Annotated in this window: 5 protein-coding genes; 4 read left to right on the forward strand and 1 reads right to left on the reverse strand. The window is 75.7% G+C overall.

Annotation, left to right across the window (positions count from 1 at the left end):
* Positions 1 to 351 precede the first annotated feature (351 nt).
* Positions 352 to 2,262, forward strand: coding sequence for an acetamidase/formamidase family protein (locus BCD49_RS44995; RefSeq protein ID WP_007517061.1), 1,911 nt, complete (start codon positions 352 to 354; stop codon positions 2,260 to 2,262).
* A gap of 44 nt (positions 2,263 to 2,306) precedes the next feature.
* Here BCD49_RS44995 and BCD49_RS14290 read toward each other — a convergent pair whose 3' ends face one another.
* The gene (locus BCD49_RS14290) at positions 2,307 to 7,367 is read right to left on the reverse strand and encodes an AAA domain-containing protein (RefSeq protein ID WP_007517059.1); all 5,061 of its coding nucleotides are present in this window, start codon (positions 7,365 to 7,367) and stop codon (positions 2,307 to 2,309) included.
* Positions 7,368 to 7,818: 451 nt separating this feature from the next.
* Here BCD49_RS14290 and BCD49_RS14295 point away from each other — a divergent pair, with 451 nt between their 5' ends.
* The 3 genes from BCD49_RS14295 to BCD49_RS14305 all read left to right on the forward strand — a co-directional run bounded on the left by BCD49_RS14295 (position 7,819) and on the right by BCD49_RS14305 (position 17,201).
* The gene (locus BCD49_RS14295; RefSeq protein ID WP_051466808.1) at positions 7,819 to 11,331 is read left to right on the forward strand and encodes a UvrD-helicase domain-containing protein; all 3,513 of its coding nucleotides are present in this window, start codon (positions 7,819 to 7,821) and stop codon (positions 11,329 to 11,331) included.
* 213 nt (positions 11,332 to 11,544) lie between these two features.
* On the forward strand, positions 11,545 to 15,756 hold the full coding sequence (locus tag BCD49_RS14300) for an alpha-(1->3)-arabinofuranosyltransferase domain-containing protein (protein ID WP_232794003.1): 4,212 nt from the start codon (positions 11,545 to 11,547) through the stop codon (positions 15,754 to 15,756).
* Between the two features lie 50 nt (positions 15,757 to 15,806).
* Positions 15,807 to 17,201 carry a chromosome condensation protein gene (locus tag BCD49_RS14305; protein ID WP_158072944.1) on the forward strand — a complete coding sequence of 465 codons (1,395 nt, stop codon included), beginning with the start codon at positions 15,807 to 15,809 and terminating at the stop codon, positions 17,199 to 17,201.

Consider the following 17,201-nt stretch of genomic DNA (forward strand, 5'->3'; position numbering starts at 1 on the left):
CGGGCAAGCGGTCCCGCTGGCGCGGGATCGGCACTGCTCCGGCGGGTACCGAGCGGCGTCCGTGGGCTGGGCGCCGACGGCTCCCGATGTTCCGTCCCGGCGGCACCTTGGACGTTCGACGGGCAGGGCCATGATGGGATGCCGTCGATGGCAACATCGCTGACATCTGACCGTCATATCCCGCTGGGACTCTGACGGCCGTGCCGCTCGTCATCCCCTGCCGCCCGTATCGCCCGGCGGTGCCGGCCGCGTACGCCTCGACGCCGAGGCCGCGGACGCACCCCGGGCAGGTACCCGGCGCCTCGCCGGACACCGGCGGGCAGGCCGGGACCAGGCGACGGTAGGGCGCCGGTGGCACTGCAGCCAGGGAAGGGAAAGGTCGAGGGCAAGCACTACCTGCCGTCCACCCCGGAGACGGTCCGCTGGGGGGAGCTGCCGACGGCGCGTACCAGGCCGGTGCTGACCGTGGACACGGGCTCGACCGTCACCATCGACACGGTCAGCCAGGAGGGCATCCTGGAGGACCAGGGCCGCGACCCCGACGCGTTCTTCGGCCGCCACGGCGTCACTTCGGCCGAGGTCCTCGAGGACGCCAGGGCGATCGCGGCGTCCGGGATACCCCACCGCTTCGGCATCGACGGCCCGCACATCGTCACCGGCCCCGTGCACGTCCGCGGCGCCGAGCCCGGTGACGTGCTGCGGATCGAGGTGGTGTCGCTGCTGCCCAGAGCCCGGTACGGCGTCATCTCCAACCGCCACGGGCAGGGCCTGCTCGCCGGCGAGTTTCCCGAGGGACCGCCGCCGGACGAGGACGCCGACTCCCGGCACTGGCACGGCTTCCGGACCGTCAGCAGCTTCTGCGCGGTCGAGCGCCGGCGCGGCAAGCTGTTCGGCGCGCTCGACGCGGCGACGGTCGGCGGCGCGCGGGTACGGTTCCCGCTCACGCCGTTCATGGGAATCATGGCGGTGGCCGTGGACACCGGCGCGGAGTCCGGCGCCGAGGGTGACGGCGAGGCGGCGGTCACGGTCCCGTCGACGTCGGTCGGGCTGCACGGCGGGGCGCTGGACTGCCGGGAGCTGGGAATCGGCGCCCGGCTCTACCTGCCGGTCCAGGTGCCCGGGGCGCTGTTCGCGGTCGGGGACCCGCACTACGCGGCCGGAGACGGCAAGGTCGGGCTGACCGCGCTGGAGGGACCGCTGCGGGCGACCTTCCGGCTCACCACCCTGCGGGAGCCGGCCGCGCGGGCGGCGCTCGGCGCGCTGCGGGAGCCGTTCGTCGAGACGGAGACGTCCTGGCTCACGCTGGGGCTGGACGTCGACGTCACCGAGGCGGTCAGGCGGGCCGCCCGTTCGGCGGTGCTGTTCATCTCCAGCCGGCTGGGGCTGGAGCGCGCCGCCGCGCTCGCCTACCTGACGGCGGCGGCCGACTTCGGGATCAGCCAGGTCGTCAACGGCGTGCACACCGCCTACTGCCGGCTGCGGCGGGCCGACTTCAGCGAGACGCCGCCCCGGCCGCGGCTGCCCCGTGCCGCGCTCGGCCGGCTGGTCGGCAGCGGTGACGAGGAGGACGACGGGCTCGACCTGGACACCGCGATCGACGCCGAGATCCCGGACAACGGGTCCCGCGACACCATCACCCGTCATGGCGGCGGCCGCGGCCGGCCGTCCACGGGCGCCGGGACCGCCAAGGCACCCGCCACCGGAGCCAACCCCGCGGACGCGGATGGAGACGGGCAGGAGGTGGCGGCCTCCGAGGGCTCGGCCGACGGGCCCGTCGTGGACGGACCCGCCGCCGGCGGTGCCGCCATCGACGGGTCCGCTGCCGACGGCGCGGCTGTCGACGGGTCCGCTCCCGACGGGTCCGCTGACGACGGCCGCATTGCCGACGAGTCAGCTGTCGACGGGCACGTCGTCCCCGCACCTGGTGGCGACAGGCTCGACCCGGAGCCCGCCGGCGTGACCCCGGATGCCCTGAGCGGGGACGGGGACGAGGACGGCGACGTGCCGGCGATCCCGGTCCAGCAGGAGGCCACCACCGGCTCGTCCCGCCCGTCCCCGCGTGCCGGCCAACGGTCGCGCGATCATGACGAAGCCCGCGCGGCCGGCGGCCAGCCCGCGGGTGTCATCGGCCAGCGGTCGCGCGATCATGGCGAGGCCCGTGCCGCCGGAGTCCGGCAGCCAGGTCGCGAGCCCGCGCCGCGCGGCGCGGGCAAGGCGACCGGTCGCCCGGCCCCCGACAGCCCGTCCACCGCCGGCCGCTGACCGCCCGGGCCCGCCGCCGGGCGAGGAGTGTCCGGTGGGCGCGCTCAGGCCGGGTCGTCGTCCAGGCCGTCGAGCTCGGACAGCGTGATCGGGGACCACCGCCGAGCGAGCTCGCTCGGCGCGGCGCCGGCCGGGCCGGCCAGCTGGTCGGCGAAGGCCGCTTCGGGTGTTCCCGTCCGTCCGCCGGCGGGGCCGATGCCGGCGGCGGACAGACGCGGCCACAGGCTGGCCAGCGCCGCCGCCTGGTCGCTTTCGAAGTCGGACTGGCGGACGCGCCAGAACGGCCAGCCGGCCCGGCGCAACTGCCGCTCCCTGGCGAAGTCGTGGGCGACCTGCGTCGGCGTGCCGGCCTCGTCGCCGTCGCACTCGACCGCGAGCCTCGCCCGGCCGCCCGCGACGACCAGGTCGATGCGCCGGCCGTTCACCTCGACCTGCGGCAGGACGCGGTAGCCGGCGGCGGTGAGCTCGCGGAAGACACGCTGCTCGAACAGCGAGTCGAAGCGGGGATGCGGGATGTCCGGCGGCACCTGGTCGAGCCGTGGTGGCTCGTCGACGTCCGCCCACTGGGCACGGCCGCGGTCCAGCACGTAGCCGAGCTGGCTGTGCCGAAGGTCGTCGGGCCGCAGGTCCTCGAGGCCGACCGAGTGGAACAGCCACATCTGGTCGCGGGCGCGTGAGGCGGCCACGTTGAACCGCCGCTGGTACTCCTGCCGCCTCAGCGCCGGGGTGGCGGTGTCCGGTGTGACCACCATCGAGAGGAACACCACGTCGCGCTCGTCGCCCTGGAAGTCCGGGGGCGTGCCGACCCGCAGCCGGCGGCGCTGCTGCTCGGCGGCCGACATCCGCGCGGCGAGCAGCGAGCGCAGGAGCTCCGCCTGCCCGGTGCCCTGCAGGACGACGACGCCGAACGAGGCCCCGTCGTAGCGTGGGTCGGCCGCGCAGCTCAGCACCTCCGAGACCAGCGCCTCCGCCTCCGCCGGGTTGCGCAGCGCGGCGCCGGCACCGGTGGTGTAGGCGTGCGGCACGTGGCGGGCGCGCAGCGGCGGCAGCCGGTCGGCGCCGAACTGCCGCAGCGGCACCAGCGGTGCGTCCCGGTAGAACATCGCCGACGACCACTCGATGATCTCCGGCATGCAGCGGAAATGCTCGCGCAGGCGGATGACCTCACCGAACCGGGTCCGCAGCAGGCTGAACAGGCTCGACCGGGGAGTGAAGGAGACGCGCAGCCAGCCGGGCAGGTCGGGCAGCAACGCGTCGAGGCGGCGGAACATCGGGTCCAGGTCATCGTCGTCGATGACCGGGCCCTCCGCGCCGGCGCCGGCGCGCGCCGCGCTCACCGGCGCGGGCGCCGGGGCGCACTGCCGGTCGTCCCCGACGATGATCACTCGGGGGGCCAGCCACAGGAGGAACAGGCTGTCCAGACCGGCCTGGCTGCCCTCGTCCACGATCACCACGTCGAAGCTGTCGCGGACGGCCGGGATCGTGGCGAGCACGTCGGCGATCGGCATGACCCAGGCGGGCACGGCTGTCTGGGCGATCGCCATCGCCTCCCTGGCGGCCTGCCGGTAGCGGTCGGCGTGCCGGCCGGTGAACCGGCCGCCGCCGGCGACGGCGTCCGCGTAGGCCCGCAGCGCGGCCGACTCCCGGGTGCCCATCCGCTCCAGGCAGTGCTTCCAGGCCTTGGCGCCGGCGAGCTCGGCCGTGGTGGCGGCGACGGCGTCCTCGGCGGCGTCGAGCTGGGCGTCGAGGTCAGGCGCGCCGGCGGTGGTCGCCCGGCCGGTCCGGGAGGCCGTGAGCCAGCCGGCGGCCAGCCCCCAGGACCAGGCGGCCTCGAACCGCGCCAGGCGATGGCGCCACTCGTCGTCATCCACGGGCTCGGAGGCGCCACGCCGGTCGGCCGTGCCGACGGCGGCCGCGGCGGAGAGCAGCTGTTCCGCCAGCGCCGGGTGGGCGCTGGTCAGTCGCTCGAGCAGGACGGTGCGGCGGGCGGCCTCCCGCCGGGCACCGACCGCGGCCAGCAGCCCGGCGCGCGCCAGCTGGTACTCGGCGAGATCACGGGCCGCCAGCGCGCCCGCGAGCCGGTGCAGCTGCGCGGGGAATCCGCTCCTGGTCGCGGCCGCCTCGACCTCGGCCCGCGGCCGCTCGATCTCCGCCCGGGCCTCGGCCGCGGCCAGGCGCAGCCGGGCGAGCGCCAGAGCCCCGGTCAGGGCTCGCAACGCGTCGGTCGATCCAAGGTCGACCAGGCCGCTGCCGAGACCGGGGCCGGCCAGGTGCACACCGGTCTCCGCGCCCAGCGACGCCAGCAGGGAGTGGACCTGGTCACGGGCGGTGAGGACGGCGACGACGACGGCCAGCGCGTCCTGCGCCTCGGTGAGCCGGGCGAGCCGGATCTCGGGGGCCACGATCTCGCCCCCTGGCTCGCCGGGCGCGCCCTGCCCCGCGGGCTGGCCGGGACGGCCCCCGGCGCCGGTCGGAGCGGGTGAGCCAGCCGTCTCGCCCGGCCCGCGGGCGTCGCCGGACCCGAAGCCGACGGCGACCCCCGCCAGTGCCCAGGCCCTGGCGGCGGCGTCGATCGCGACCTCGGCGCGCAACCGGGCGAGTACCAGGTCCAACAGCTCGGGCGTGCTGGGCGCGCGACCGTCGACCGTGGCCTCGGCGAGCAGGTCGGCCGCGTCCTTCTGGACCCGGGAACGGAACATCCGGCGCAGGCTGCCGCCCTGGTCCAGGTGCCCGCGCAACGCCTCGGCGGCGGCGAGCATGCGCGCGGCCGGTGTCCCCGTCGGGTCGGTCGTGCCCGCCGGGGCCTGGGACGCGGCGGCCGGCAGGGTGACGGCATGCAGGCCGAGCGTGGCGAGCGCCTCGGTCGCCTCGGCGAGCGCCGGCGCCGCCGAGGTGACCTTCCCCCACACGGCGCCGTCGCGGCCGGCGAGCGCGTCGTCGAGCGCGCGCGGAATCCAGGGTGCGCGCCGGGTGGTCCGGCGGGCCTCCTCCAGCGCCCGGGTGACGGCCTGTACGGCGGCGGTGAGCCGGTCCAGGCCCGCGGTGTCGAGCACACCGAGCGCGGCGGCCACCTCGCCAGCCGCGGACCCGGCGGCGGCCCTGGTGGCGGCGTCCGCCTCCGCGGCCGCGGCCCGCTCCCGCTCCAGCAGCCGGCCGAGGGCCTCGGGACTCGGCAGGGAGACCGGGCCCAGGCCGATGTCGTCGTCCTCCAGCGCGTCGTCCTTCAGCGCGTCGTCGGCCAGCGCGCCGCCGCCCGGCGTGGCGGACTTCCCTGGGGTACCTGTGCCGGGCGCGCTCGGGCGCCGGCGGTCGACCGCCGTCTCGTCACCGGGTGCCGCCGCGGCGGGGGCGCTCAGCAGCGCCCAGAGCTCCGTGGCCTCCTCGGCGGCCAGCGGCGCGGGCGGCGGCTCGCCGGCGGGGCCGCGGGGGACCGGGAGTGGGAGCCAGCCGTGCTCGGCGCGCTCGCCGCGAAGCCGGGCGGCGATGGCCCCGCGCGTCCCCGACCAGCCGGGAGCGACCTCGCCCTCCGGGTGCCCCACCGCCTCGGCGGCGCGTACCTCCTGGATGGCCGCCACGAGCTCGTCGCGGCGGGCGATCGCGGCGTCGCGGCGAGCGCGGGCCTCGTCGATCCGGCGTGCCTGGCCGTCCGGATGGTAGGCGGCCTTCTCAGCGGCGAGCGCGCTCACGCTCGCCGCCAGGTCGGCGGCGCCCGGGTCCTCCGCCTCGGCGAGCGAGACGCACAGCCGCCGCAGCGACTCCGGGAGCTTGTCGCGCAGCACCCGCAGCGCCTGCGCCTTCTGGCTGGTCACCAGCACCCGCTGCCCCTCGGCCAGCAGCGCCGCGACCAGGTTGGCGATGGTGTGCGTCTTGCCGGTGCCCGGTGGGCCTTCGACGATCACGCCGCTGTCGTGCCGCAGCCGCTCCATGACGTGCGCCTGCTCGGGGTTGGCCGGCAGCGGGAACAGTGGGTCTTCGGAGAGACGGCCGGGGGGAGTCGCGCCCTCGGCGGCGAGCCAGGCCAGCCGCTCGTCGGCCTCCAGCGTCTCCACCAGCTGGACGAGCCCGAGCGGCGGGCGGCCCTCGCCGCGCAGCGCGTCCAGCATCTGCTCGTAGTAGGTGAGCAGCGTCGCGCTGCCGCGGGCGCGCAGCACCAGCGCGGGGGCGAGGTCGACGCGTGGCCGGTCGGTCGGCGGGCCGGGCGGCGGCCAGGCGGCCGAGTACCCGTCATGGCCGACATCGAGGGCGAGCGTCAGCCAGTCGCGCAGCAGCCGCTCGTCCTCGCCGCCGAACGGCGCGGCCGGGCGGGCGCGCAGCCGCTCGTGCAACGCGTTCGTGCGCTCGCCGTGGAAGACGGGCAGCCCGTTCAGCAGGCCGTCCTCGAGCCTGGTGGCGACGCCGTCCGGCACGCGCAGCCGGATCGCCGAGGTGACCGGGTCGACCTCGGCCGCGAGCCTCGTGGTCAGCAGATGGCGGCGCAGCGTCCGGCCGTCGGGCGCGCGCCAGGAGAGCAGGCCGGTGGCGAGCACCAGCTCCAGCCCGTCGCCTTCCTGCGCGAGCCGGCCGGCCACGCTGTGCAGCACGCCGTGCAGGGCGCGGCGGTCCGCGTCGGCCCGCGCCCGGGCGGCCCAGATCTGCCAGGTGGGCAGCCAGTCCTGGTAGGCCTGCGGCACCTCGGGACGGTCGACGAGCCGGACCGGCTCACCGAAGCCCTCGACCACCGGCTGGCCGCCCGGCCGCAGCGGGATCCCGTCCGGCCAGCCGGCCCGGGAGCGCAGGCTGGTCTCGCGCAGCGGCGGCGAGTCCGATGGCACGTCGCCCGGCTCGGGCAGCACCACCCAGCCGGCCAGCGCGTCCGGCAGCGGCGGCGGCGAGGGCAGCACGGCCGCGGCCGGCGCCTCCAGCGCGACCTCGCCCGCGGTCGCGTGCTCGAACAGCGACAGGCCGCCCGGCAGCTGCGCGAGCCACACCACCAGAGGGTTGTCCTCGACCGCTGTCACCTGGTCGGACTGGGACAGCGCCACCTCGTGCAGGAACCGCACCAGCCGGTGGCACCGGTTGGTGAGCATGGCGAACCGCTCCTGATCCCCCGACGGTCCCGTCGTCATCACCCCTCCGCGCCCGAACGCTCCGAATAATCCCCTACGCTTCCGCGCGGGCTACCGCGCGGCTCACCCATCGCCCCCGGGCGACGTGATCGCGGCGACCGCGCGGCGGGCTGCCGGTGGGGGGACGGTGGGCAAGACGGCCGGACCGGCTCGGCGAACGCGTCGCGCCCCGTCGTCCCCGGGTGGCTCAGGCCGAGGGGGCACCGCCGCCGTCACGGCGGCGCGGGAGAATGTCCGCCGCCTGGCTGGTCTGGGGTGGCCCGGGACCGGAGTCCCGCCGGATCGGCGATCTGGGAGGTCGGCGAGCCGAGACCGGCGGTCGGGGAGGTAGGCGGGCGGGGAGGTCTGGAGCGACGTGGCGGGAGCAGGGGTGACGGACGCGGCGGGTGACACGGGTGACATGGGTGACATGGACGGGCCGCCCGATGGTGACACGGGCGGGCCGCCGGACATGGACGGGCCGGGCGCGGGACCCCGCGGTGGGCAGACGCGGCTCCCGTTCTACGCGGATCTGCATGTGCACTCCCGGTACTCACGGGCGTGCAGCCGGGACTGCGACCTGGAGCATCTCGCCTGGTGGGCGGCCCGCAAGGGCATCGGCGTCGTCGGCACGGGGGACTTCACGCACCCGGCCTGGGCGCGGGAGCTCGAGGAGAAGCTGGTGCCGGCCGAGCCAGGGCTGTTTCGCCTCACGCCCGATCTGGAGCGGGACGTGCTGCGGCGGCTGCCGGCGTCGTGCCGAACCGCGACCCGGTTCATGCTCTCCACCGAGATCTCCACGATCTACAAGAAGGGCGACAAGACCCGCAAGGTCCACCACCTGCTCTACGCCCCGGACCGGGAGTCGGCCGGGCGGATCACCGGCGCGCTCGCCAAGATCGGGAATCTCGCCGCGGACGGGCGCCCGATCCTCGGCCTCGACTCCCGGCACCTGCTGGAGATCACTCTGCAGTCCCACCCCGCCAGCTACCTGGTGCCGGCGCACGTGTGGACGCCGTGGTTCGCGGTCCTCGGCTCCAAGTCCGGTTTCGACGCCGTCGACGACTGCTACGGCGACCTAGCGCACGAGGTCTTCGCGCTGGAGACCGGCCTGTCCGCCGACCCGGAGATGTTCTGGCGGATCTCCGGCCTCGACCGCTACCGCCTCGTCAGCAACTCCGACGCGCACTCGCCGCCCATGCTCGGCCGCGAGGCGACGGCGCTGTCCTGCGAGCTCGACTACTTCGCCGTCCGGGACGCGCTGCGCACCGGCGACGGCTACGCCGGCACCGTCGAGTTCTTCCCCGAGGAGGGCAAGTACCACCACGATGGTCACCGTGCCTGCGGGGTGCGGTTCACCCCCGAGGAGACGAAGGCCACCGGAGGCGCCTGCCCCGCCTGTGGCAAGCCGCTGACCGTCGGCGTGCTGCACCGTGTCGACGCGCTCGCGGACCGCGAGCGCAGCACGGCTCCCACCACGGCGGGGCGGTTCCGCTCGTTCGTCGCGCTGCCGGAGATCGTCGGCGAGATCCTTGGTGTCGGGCCGAAGAGCAAGGCGGTCGCCGCCCAGGTCGGCGCGCTCGTCGAGCGGCTCGGCCCGGAGCTGGGCATCCTCGGCGACGTCGAGCTGGCCGCGATCGGCGAGGTCGGCTCCGCCGAGCTGGTCGAGGCCGTCGGCCGCCTTCGCCGCGGCGAGGTGGTGCGCGAGGCCGGGTTCGACGGCGAGTACGGCGTCATCCGGATGTTCGGCCCGGGTGAGCTGGCGGGCGACGCGGCGACGCTGTTCGACCTGGACTCGCCGGCGGCCGCCGCGAAGCCGAAGCGCCAGCGGCGGTCCGCCGTGGCGCCGCCCGGCCAGGAACGGTCGCCGGAGGCGGATACCCGGACCGACCTCGTGGGGCCCGAGACGTCACCCACCGAGCGAGGCTCGTCGGTGCTCGACGGGCTGGACCCCGACCAGCGGGCGGCGGCGGCCGTCCCGGACGGCCCGCTGGTCATCCTGGCGGGCCCGGGCACCGGCAAGACGCGGACGCTGGTGCACGCCGTCGCGTACCGGGTGCTGGAGCGAGGCGTCCCGGCGGGCGAGTGCCTGGCCGTGACGTTCACCCGGCGGGCGGCCGGGGAGCTGGCCGAGCGGCTCGCGGGCATGCTCGGCCCCGACGCCGAGCGCGTCACCGCCACCACGTTCCACGGGCTGGGGCTGCTCGTCATCCGTGAGCAGCACGCCCGGCTCGCGCGCGGCCCCGGCGTGCAGGTGGCCGACGAGGCGGTCCGTGCCGAGCTGCTCGCGGAGGCCCTGGGGGACGCGACGGTGGCGGTCCGCGCGGCCGCCGCGCGCCGGATCGGTGATCTCAAGCGCCGCCGCGCGCTCGGCGAGCCGGTGCGCGGGGATGAGCTGGCCGGCGCCCTGGCGCGCTACGACGCCGCCCTGCGTGAGCACGGCCTCGTCGACCTCGACGATCTGCTGGCGCTGCCGCTCGCCTTGCTGACGGCCGAGCCTGAGCTGGCGGCGCACTACCAGCAGCGGTTCCGCCACGTCTGGGTCGACGAGTACCAGGACGTGGACGAGACGCAGTACCGGCTGCTGCGGATCCTCTGCCCGCCAGACGGCAACCTGTGCGTCATCGGCGACCCGGACCAGGCCATCTACTCGTTCCGCGGCGCCGACGTCGGCTTCTTCCTGCGCTTCGAGCGGGACTTCCCCACGGCACGGCGGGCGTCGCTGACCCGCAACTACCGCTCGACCGCCACCATCGTCGCCGCCGCGCGCTCGGCGATCGCGCCGGCGACGTTCGTGCCCGACCGGTCGCTGGTCGCGGTCCACCCCGACGGGCCGGACGCGGCGTCGGCGCGGGCGAAGAACGCGGGCAGCCGGCCGGAACCGCGCCGGCGGGCCGGCCCCGGCGGCGAGCCCGTACTCGTGCGGGCGTGCGCGACGGAGGCCGAGGAGGCGCTCGCCGTCGTCGACACCATCGAGGAAGCGCTCGGCGGAACGTCGTTCCACGCTCTCGACTCCGGGCTCGACGGCTCGGCGGGCAGCCTGCTGTCGTTCGCCGACATCGCTGTGCTCTACCGGACGTCGCGCCAGGCCGAGCCGGTGATGGCGGCCCTGGCGAAGCGTGGCTTCCCGTTCCAGCGTCGTTCTCATGGCCCGCTTGCCGACGCCCCCGGCGTCGCCGCGCTGCTGGCCGAGCTGCGTGGGCACGGCGATGGCCCGGCCCGCTCCGTCTCGGCCGCCCTTCGCGACGCCGCCGCCCGGGCGGCCGAGCGGGCCGCGGGCCGCGGCACGGCGCTCACCGCGGTGCTCGCGGCCGAAGCCGCCGAAGCCGCCGAAGAGACCGCGCTGGCCGAAGCAACCGCGGCAGTCGAAGGAACCGCGCTGGCCGAAGGGACCATGCTGGCCGTGGGAACCGCGGCGGTCCGGCCGGCCGCGGCCGCGTCCGAGGCGGAGGTCCGGCTCGGCGTCGAGCTGCTGGCGCCGGCGGCCGCGGCTGCCGGCGACGATTTGGCCGGGTTCCTGACCACGGTCTCGCTCGCGACCGAGGCCGATACCCTGGACCCGCGTGCCGACCGGATCTCGCTGCTGACGCTGCACGCGGCCAAGGGCCTCGAGTTCGGGCTCGTCTTCATCGTCGGTTGCGAGGACGGCCTGCTCCCGCTCACCTGGGGCGGTCCGGGCCGCGCCACGGCCGGGAGCAAGGGAACAGGAGTCAAGGGCGCGGCGGACGGCACGACCAGCGACCCGGCGTACGGGCCGCTGGCTGAGGAGCGGCGGCTGTTCTTCGTCGGTGTCACCAGGGCGCGCGGCCGGCTGGTGCTCAGCCATGTCACCGGCGCAGGCTCCGGCGCCCGCCGGACGGCCGCCCGCGCGCCGTCGCCGTTCCTGGCCGACCTGGACGCGGTTTTGCTGGACCGCCGCTCCGGCCGCCCCGGGCAGCGCGAGCCCCGGCCCCGTCCCGCCGGCCAGCAGCTTCGCCTGCTGTGACGAGGTTTCCGTGCCTGTCGACGCCGGCTTGGGCGTGGATGGCGGACGATACCGGCGGACCGGGCGAGCCTGCCGGCGTCCGGGGCCGCGGCGACGTCGACGGCCGGCGGCGGCCGCCGATGCCGCGCGAGGTATGAAGAAAAGAAGGGCATGACTGGCGCATGTCCCCCCAATGTGACGGAGCGCGCGATCCCGAACCGACCGACTGAGCTGTTGTCGCTCGATCAGCTTGAGATCCCCGAGCCGGACGTGGCCGAGGGACCGGCGCCCGACGCTGCCGTGAGCGCGCCTGGGAAGCGGGAACGGACGCCCCGGCTGACGCTGCTGTTCGTCACGGCTGGCTTCGTCGTGCTGAGCCTTTTGCAGGAGCCCGGGCGGATCGTGGCCGACACCAAGATGGATGTCGCGCTCGATCCGTTGCGGTTCATGGAGCGTGCGACCCATCTGTGGAACTCGTCCGCCGACTTCGGGTTCCTGCCGAACCAGTACGTCGGCTACCTGTTCCCCATGGGGCCGTTCTTCCTGCTCGGGAAGGTCCTGCACCTCCCCCCGTGGATGACCCAGCGGCTGTGGCTCGCCCTGATCCTGACGGTGGCGGCCTGGGGAGCGGTGCGGCTCGCCGACGCGCTCCGGATCGGCCGGCCGACGACCAGGGTGATCGCCGGAGTCGGGTACGCGCTGTCACCGATGTTCATCGGGAAGATCGGCGCCGCGTCGGTCGCGCTGACCGGGGCGGCGATGCTGCCCTGGATCACGTTGCCGCTCGTGCTGGCGCTGCGACCGGACGGGGCCGGCGGCGCCGACACCGGGTCGGCCGGGCCGCCGCCCGGCGCGGCCTCCGGGGGTGCGCCCGCCGCCGACGGCGTCGATGCGCGCGATCGCCGGCTGTCGCCGCGCCGCGCCGCGGCGCTGTCCGGCCTGGCCGTCTTCTGCACCGGCGGCATCAACGCCAGCGTCACACTGTGCGTCCTGCTCTTCCCCGGCGTCCTGCTCGTCTTCGCCGGCGGGACCCGGCGGGCCTGGGCGCTGCGGGCGTGGTGGACCCTCTCGGTCGTTCTCGCGACCCTCTGGTGGCTGCTCACGCTGGTGATCCAGAGCCGGTACGGGCTGAACTTCCTGCCGTTCACCGAGACCGCGGCGACCACCACGTCGACCTCCTCGGTCGCCGAGGCGTTGCGCGGGACCACGGACTGGCTCGCCTACCTGCGGATCCCGCGCCCCTGGCTGCCGGCGGCCTCGGCGACCGTCACCGACCCGGTGCCGGTCATCGGGTCGGCGGTCGCGGCCGGCATCGGGCTGTGGGGGCTCGCCCGGCGGGACCTGCCCGCGCGGCGGTTCCTGCTGGTCAGCCTCGCGGTCGGCGTCGTCGCCGTGTCCGCGGCCTACCCGGGGCAGCCGGGCAGCCCGCTCTCGGGCGGGCTGCGTGTGCTGCTCGCCGACCAGCTGGCCTTCCTGCGCAACATCTACAAGTTCCAGCCGGTCGTGCACCTGCCGCTGGCCCTGGGGATGGCCCATGCCCTGGACGTCGCGGTCACCGGCCGCCGCCGGGAACGCGGGGCCGACGAACCGGCGCCGGATCGCCGACGCCGACGGCTGCGTCCGCTGTCGGTGGGTGCCGTCGTGGTCACTGTCGCCGCCCTGGTGACGGGAATGACGCCGGCCTACACAGGCCAGATGTTCCAGGCCGGCACCTTCAAGGAGGTTCCCGGCTACTGGCGGCAGGCGGCGGACTGGCTCGCGGACAACCCCACCGGGGGACGCACCCTGGTGCTCCCGGCCGCGCCGTTCGGCGAGTACGGCTGGGGGCGGCCCCTCGACGAGCCGATGTCGTGGCTGGCCAGCACGCCCTGGGCGTCCCGTGCCCTCGTCCCGCTGGGCAACACCGGGATGACCAGGTGGATGGACGGCATCGAGCGGCAGCTGGAGCTGGGCGACGCGCCGGGGCTCGCGGTCGCCCTCGCGCGCGCCGGGGTCGGCCAGGTGCTGATCCGCAACGACCTCGACGACCAGAACTGGGACATCCCGCCGTCCACCGAGCAGGTGTACCGGGCCCTGGACAGCTCGGGACTGCGCAAGGCGGCCTCGTTCGGCCCACAGGTCCGGGCGAGGGCAAGCGCCAAGGACCGGCTGGTCCCGGCCCTGGCCAAGCCGACCGAGCGGGTGCCGGCGCTGGACGTCTGGGTCGTGCCCGGCGGCGCGTCCGAGGTCGCCGCGTATCCCGCGGACACCGCCATGGTGGTGTCGGGCGGCGCCGAGTCCACCGTCCAGCTGGCCGCGCACGGAGTCCTGGGCACCGACCGGGCCGTCGTGCTCGCGAGCGATCTCACCGGGCTGCCCGGCGAGGCGGCCAGTAACGGCGGCGGGGGCACGGCGGCGCCGTCGGCCGCCCAGGCGCTGGCGCCGTCCGTGGACGAGATCGTCGGGCCCACCACGGCGCTGGTGGTGACCGACACCTTCCAACGCCGCGACACCGACTACGGCGTCATCCACGGCGGGACGTCCTACCTGCTCGGGCCGGACGAGGACGCCGCGGGCCGGACCACCACGCCCAAACAGTGGATCGACGTACCGGGTGCCGACCACCAGACGGTCGCCGGCTACGCGGACGGGATACAGGTCCGGGCGTCCTCCTACGGGTCGAGCCTGGTGGCCCTGCCGGACACCGCGCCGGCCGCGGCCTTCGACGGCGTCCCCTTCACCTCCTGGATCTCGGACCCCAAGAAGGGGTCCGTGGGCGCCTGGCTCGAGGTGACCCTTCCGCGGGCGACCACCCTGCCCTACCTCGAGGTGCAACTGCTGGAGGAAGGCACCTGGCGTCCCGCGGTGGGGGCGATCCGGGTGACCACCCAGGCGGGCTCGGTGGTCACGAAGGTCGATCCCGTCGAAACGGCGCAGCGGCTCGCCGTCCCCGCCGGCCCGAGCACCTGGTTCCGGGTCACGTTCGACCAGGTGACCAGGCCGGGGACCGGGGCCTACGGGGCGGGCATCCGCGAGCTGACCCTGCCAGGGGTGCGGGTCCAGCACTATGCCCAGACCCCCTCGGACGCCGCCGGGCTGTTCACCGCGGCCGAGGGCCAGGTCGCATACACCTTCGACCGGATGGGTGTGGACGTCACCCAGCTGTTCGGTGGCTCCGAGGAGGTCGCCCTTTCCCGGCGGTTCGACGTGCCGCGGCCGATGAGCTTCACGGTGCTGGGGCAGGTGACGGCGGTGACGTCGTCGGCCGCCGCGGTGCCGGACTCCGACACGCCGTTCGCGCTGCCCTGYGGAAACGGCCCGGGAGTGATCGTCGACGGGACCCGCTATGAGACCCGGGTCGACGGCAGGTTCTCCGACGTGGCCAAGGGCCGGCCCATGCGTATGAGCGTGTGCACCGCGGACGGGACGATCCCGTTCCAGGCCGGCCAGCACCTGGTCTCGATCGACAGCGCGGGGATGCCGTTGCTGGTGGGGGCGCTGACGCTCGTCGGAACCGGAGCGAAGACCAGCGCGGACAAGGCTCGTTCGACGACGGTCGCCGACTGGACGCCCGAGCGCCGCAGCGTCGAGATCGGTGCCGGGACGCGGGCGCTGCTGGCCGTGCGCGAGAACGCGAACTCCTCGTGGACCGCGACGCTGAACGGTCAGACCCTGGTCCCCGTGCGTCTCGACGGCTGGCAGCAGGGCTGGATCGTGCCGGCGGGCGCCGGCGGCACGGTCCTGATCGAGAACAACCCCGGGCAGACCTACCGCAAGAGCCTCGTCGCCGGCGGCGGCCTGCTGCTGGTCCTGCTCGCGCTGGTGCTGGTCCCCGCCCGATGGCGGCTTCGGCGGTCCGTGGACCCCGACGGTTACCCGCTCGGCCTCGACCCGGCGAAGGTTCCGCTGGTGTCGCGTCTCGGGCGCCTCCCCGGCGTGGTCGCCGGCGGCGCGCTCGCCACCGTCGCCGTGTTCCTCGTCGCCGGGCCGGTGGCCCTCCTCGTCCCGGTCCTGGTCCTGATCGGCCGTCGCCTCCCGGCCGTGCTGGGCTGGGCCGCCCTGGTATTCATGATCGCTGCCGGGGTGGGCGTCTCCGCCTGGCCGAACGCCGTGCCGGGCTCCGGCCAGGGCGCGTTCAGCTGGTACGTGCAGGCCGCCGGCGTGGTGGCGTTCGCCGCGACCGTGGCCGCGCTGGCGTCGCGTGCCCAGGCTCCGGCCGGGCCGGGACCGGCGGCGGACGGCGGAGCCGGCGACCTGCCAGCCGGCGACGCGGGGGCGTCCGGTCCACCGGACGACCTGGACCAGGACGGTGAGCCCCGCTCGGAGACGGGACCATCGCCGGTGGCCGATAGCTCGTTCAGCTGGTTCCCGGAGCGGGCGCGGTCAAGGGCGGTGGGCGCGGAGCACGAGCCGCCCGCCGAGACCGACGGCGCGGAGTTCGACCGCCGCGGCCGGGACCCGCGGTGAGCCGGGTCTCGGGCCGGTCGTCCCGGCCCGTCTCGGCGGTGGYGCCGGCGGTGGCCCGGCCGTCGGTCGGCGCCCGCCCGCTCACCTTCGCCGAGAAGATGATCATTGCGTCCGATCGGCGATCGGCCCCGCTGCTGATCGGGGTCGTGGCCGAGACGGACGGGGCGCTGGACGCCGAGTCGCTGCGGGCGGCGGCGGCCGTCGTGTACGCCCGGCACCCGGAGCTCGGTGCGCCCCTCGCGGACCCCGTCGGGGCGCACGGCTGGTCGCGCCCGGACGGCCCGCATCCCGTCCTGCTCGACGAGGAGACGCCGGCGGGCGGCGAGATCTGGCCGAGGGTCGAATGGCTGTTCTCGCTGCCCTTCGACCTGCTCGCGCCGTCGACGATGCGGTTCCTCCTGCTGCACCGGCAGGAGGGTGATGTGGTCGCGATGGTTGCCCATCACCTGGTGCTGGACGGACGCAGCGCGCTGGCGCTGTTCACCGAGATCCTCGGCGCCGTGTCGCCGTCCACCCCGCCGCCCTCGGACCCGCCGCCGGTGCCACGGAGCACCAGCGGAACCACAGCCATCGCGAGGACCACAGCCACCGGGCCGAGGAGTCCCACCAAACGGCGCGGCGCGGCGCGGCGGTCGCGTGGGCTGGCCCGCGCCGCCCGGCGGTGGGTGAGTGACCGGCTGGGCCTCCGGGCGCGGCACCTGGTGCCGACGGGCGCGGCCGGCGCGGTTGGATACGGCCAGTATCCGTTGATCATGCCCGTGCCGGTGGTGTCCGTGCCAGCCGGTCCGCGGCCGACCGTAAACGACCTGCTGCTCGCGGCGTCGCATCTCGCGGTCGAGCGCTGGAATACCCGGCACGGCCGGCGTACCGGGGCGCTCCGGGCGCGGATGCCGGCCTCGGTGCCACCGCCCGGCCCCGGCGCCGTCGAGGCGCTCGGGAACCACACCGGCCAGGCGATCATCGCCTCGTCCCCGGGTGACCGGGCCGATCCGGCGTCGCTCGCGTACCGGGTTCTCGAGCAGAGCGCGCGGGTGAAGGCCGAGGGCGCGAAGACCGCGGCGGGTCGGTCCGGAGCGATCGCCGCGGCGATGGCCGCCGTCGTTCCCGCCCGCGTCCTGACGACGGTGCTGCGGGCCGCGGTCGGCGCGGTGCGGGTCGTGCTCGCGCCGGCCGTGACGGTCAGCAACCTGGGTTGGGTGCCGGCGGGCCTCGCCGTCGGTCCGGACGGCCCGCGGATCGTCACGGTGTACTTTCTCGGGACCGCGGGACCGCCGCAGGGGCTGATGATCTGTGTGACCCGCGGGGAGAAGTCGCTGCACATCACCTTCGCGTACCACCTGGCCGTGTTCGACCATGYCGGAATCGTGGCGTTTGCGCAGGTTTTCCGGGACGCTGTGGACGATGTCCTATCCGGCCTGTTGTCGGGCCGCGGCCCCACTTCATGA

Origin of the sequence: Pseudofrankia sp. EUN1h, from assembly GCF_001854645.1 — a bacterium.
In the GTDB taxonomy this organism is placed as follows: domain Bacteria; phylum Actinomycetota; class Actinomycetes; order Frankiales; family Frankiaceae; genus Pseudofrankia; species Pseudofrankia saprophytica.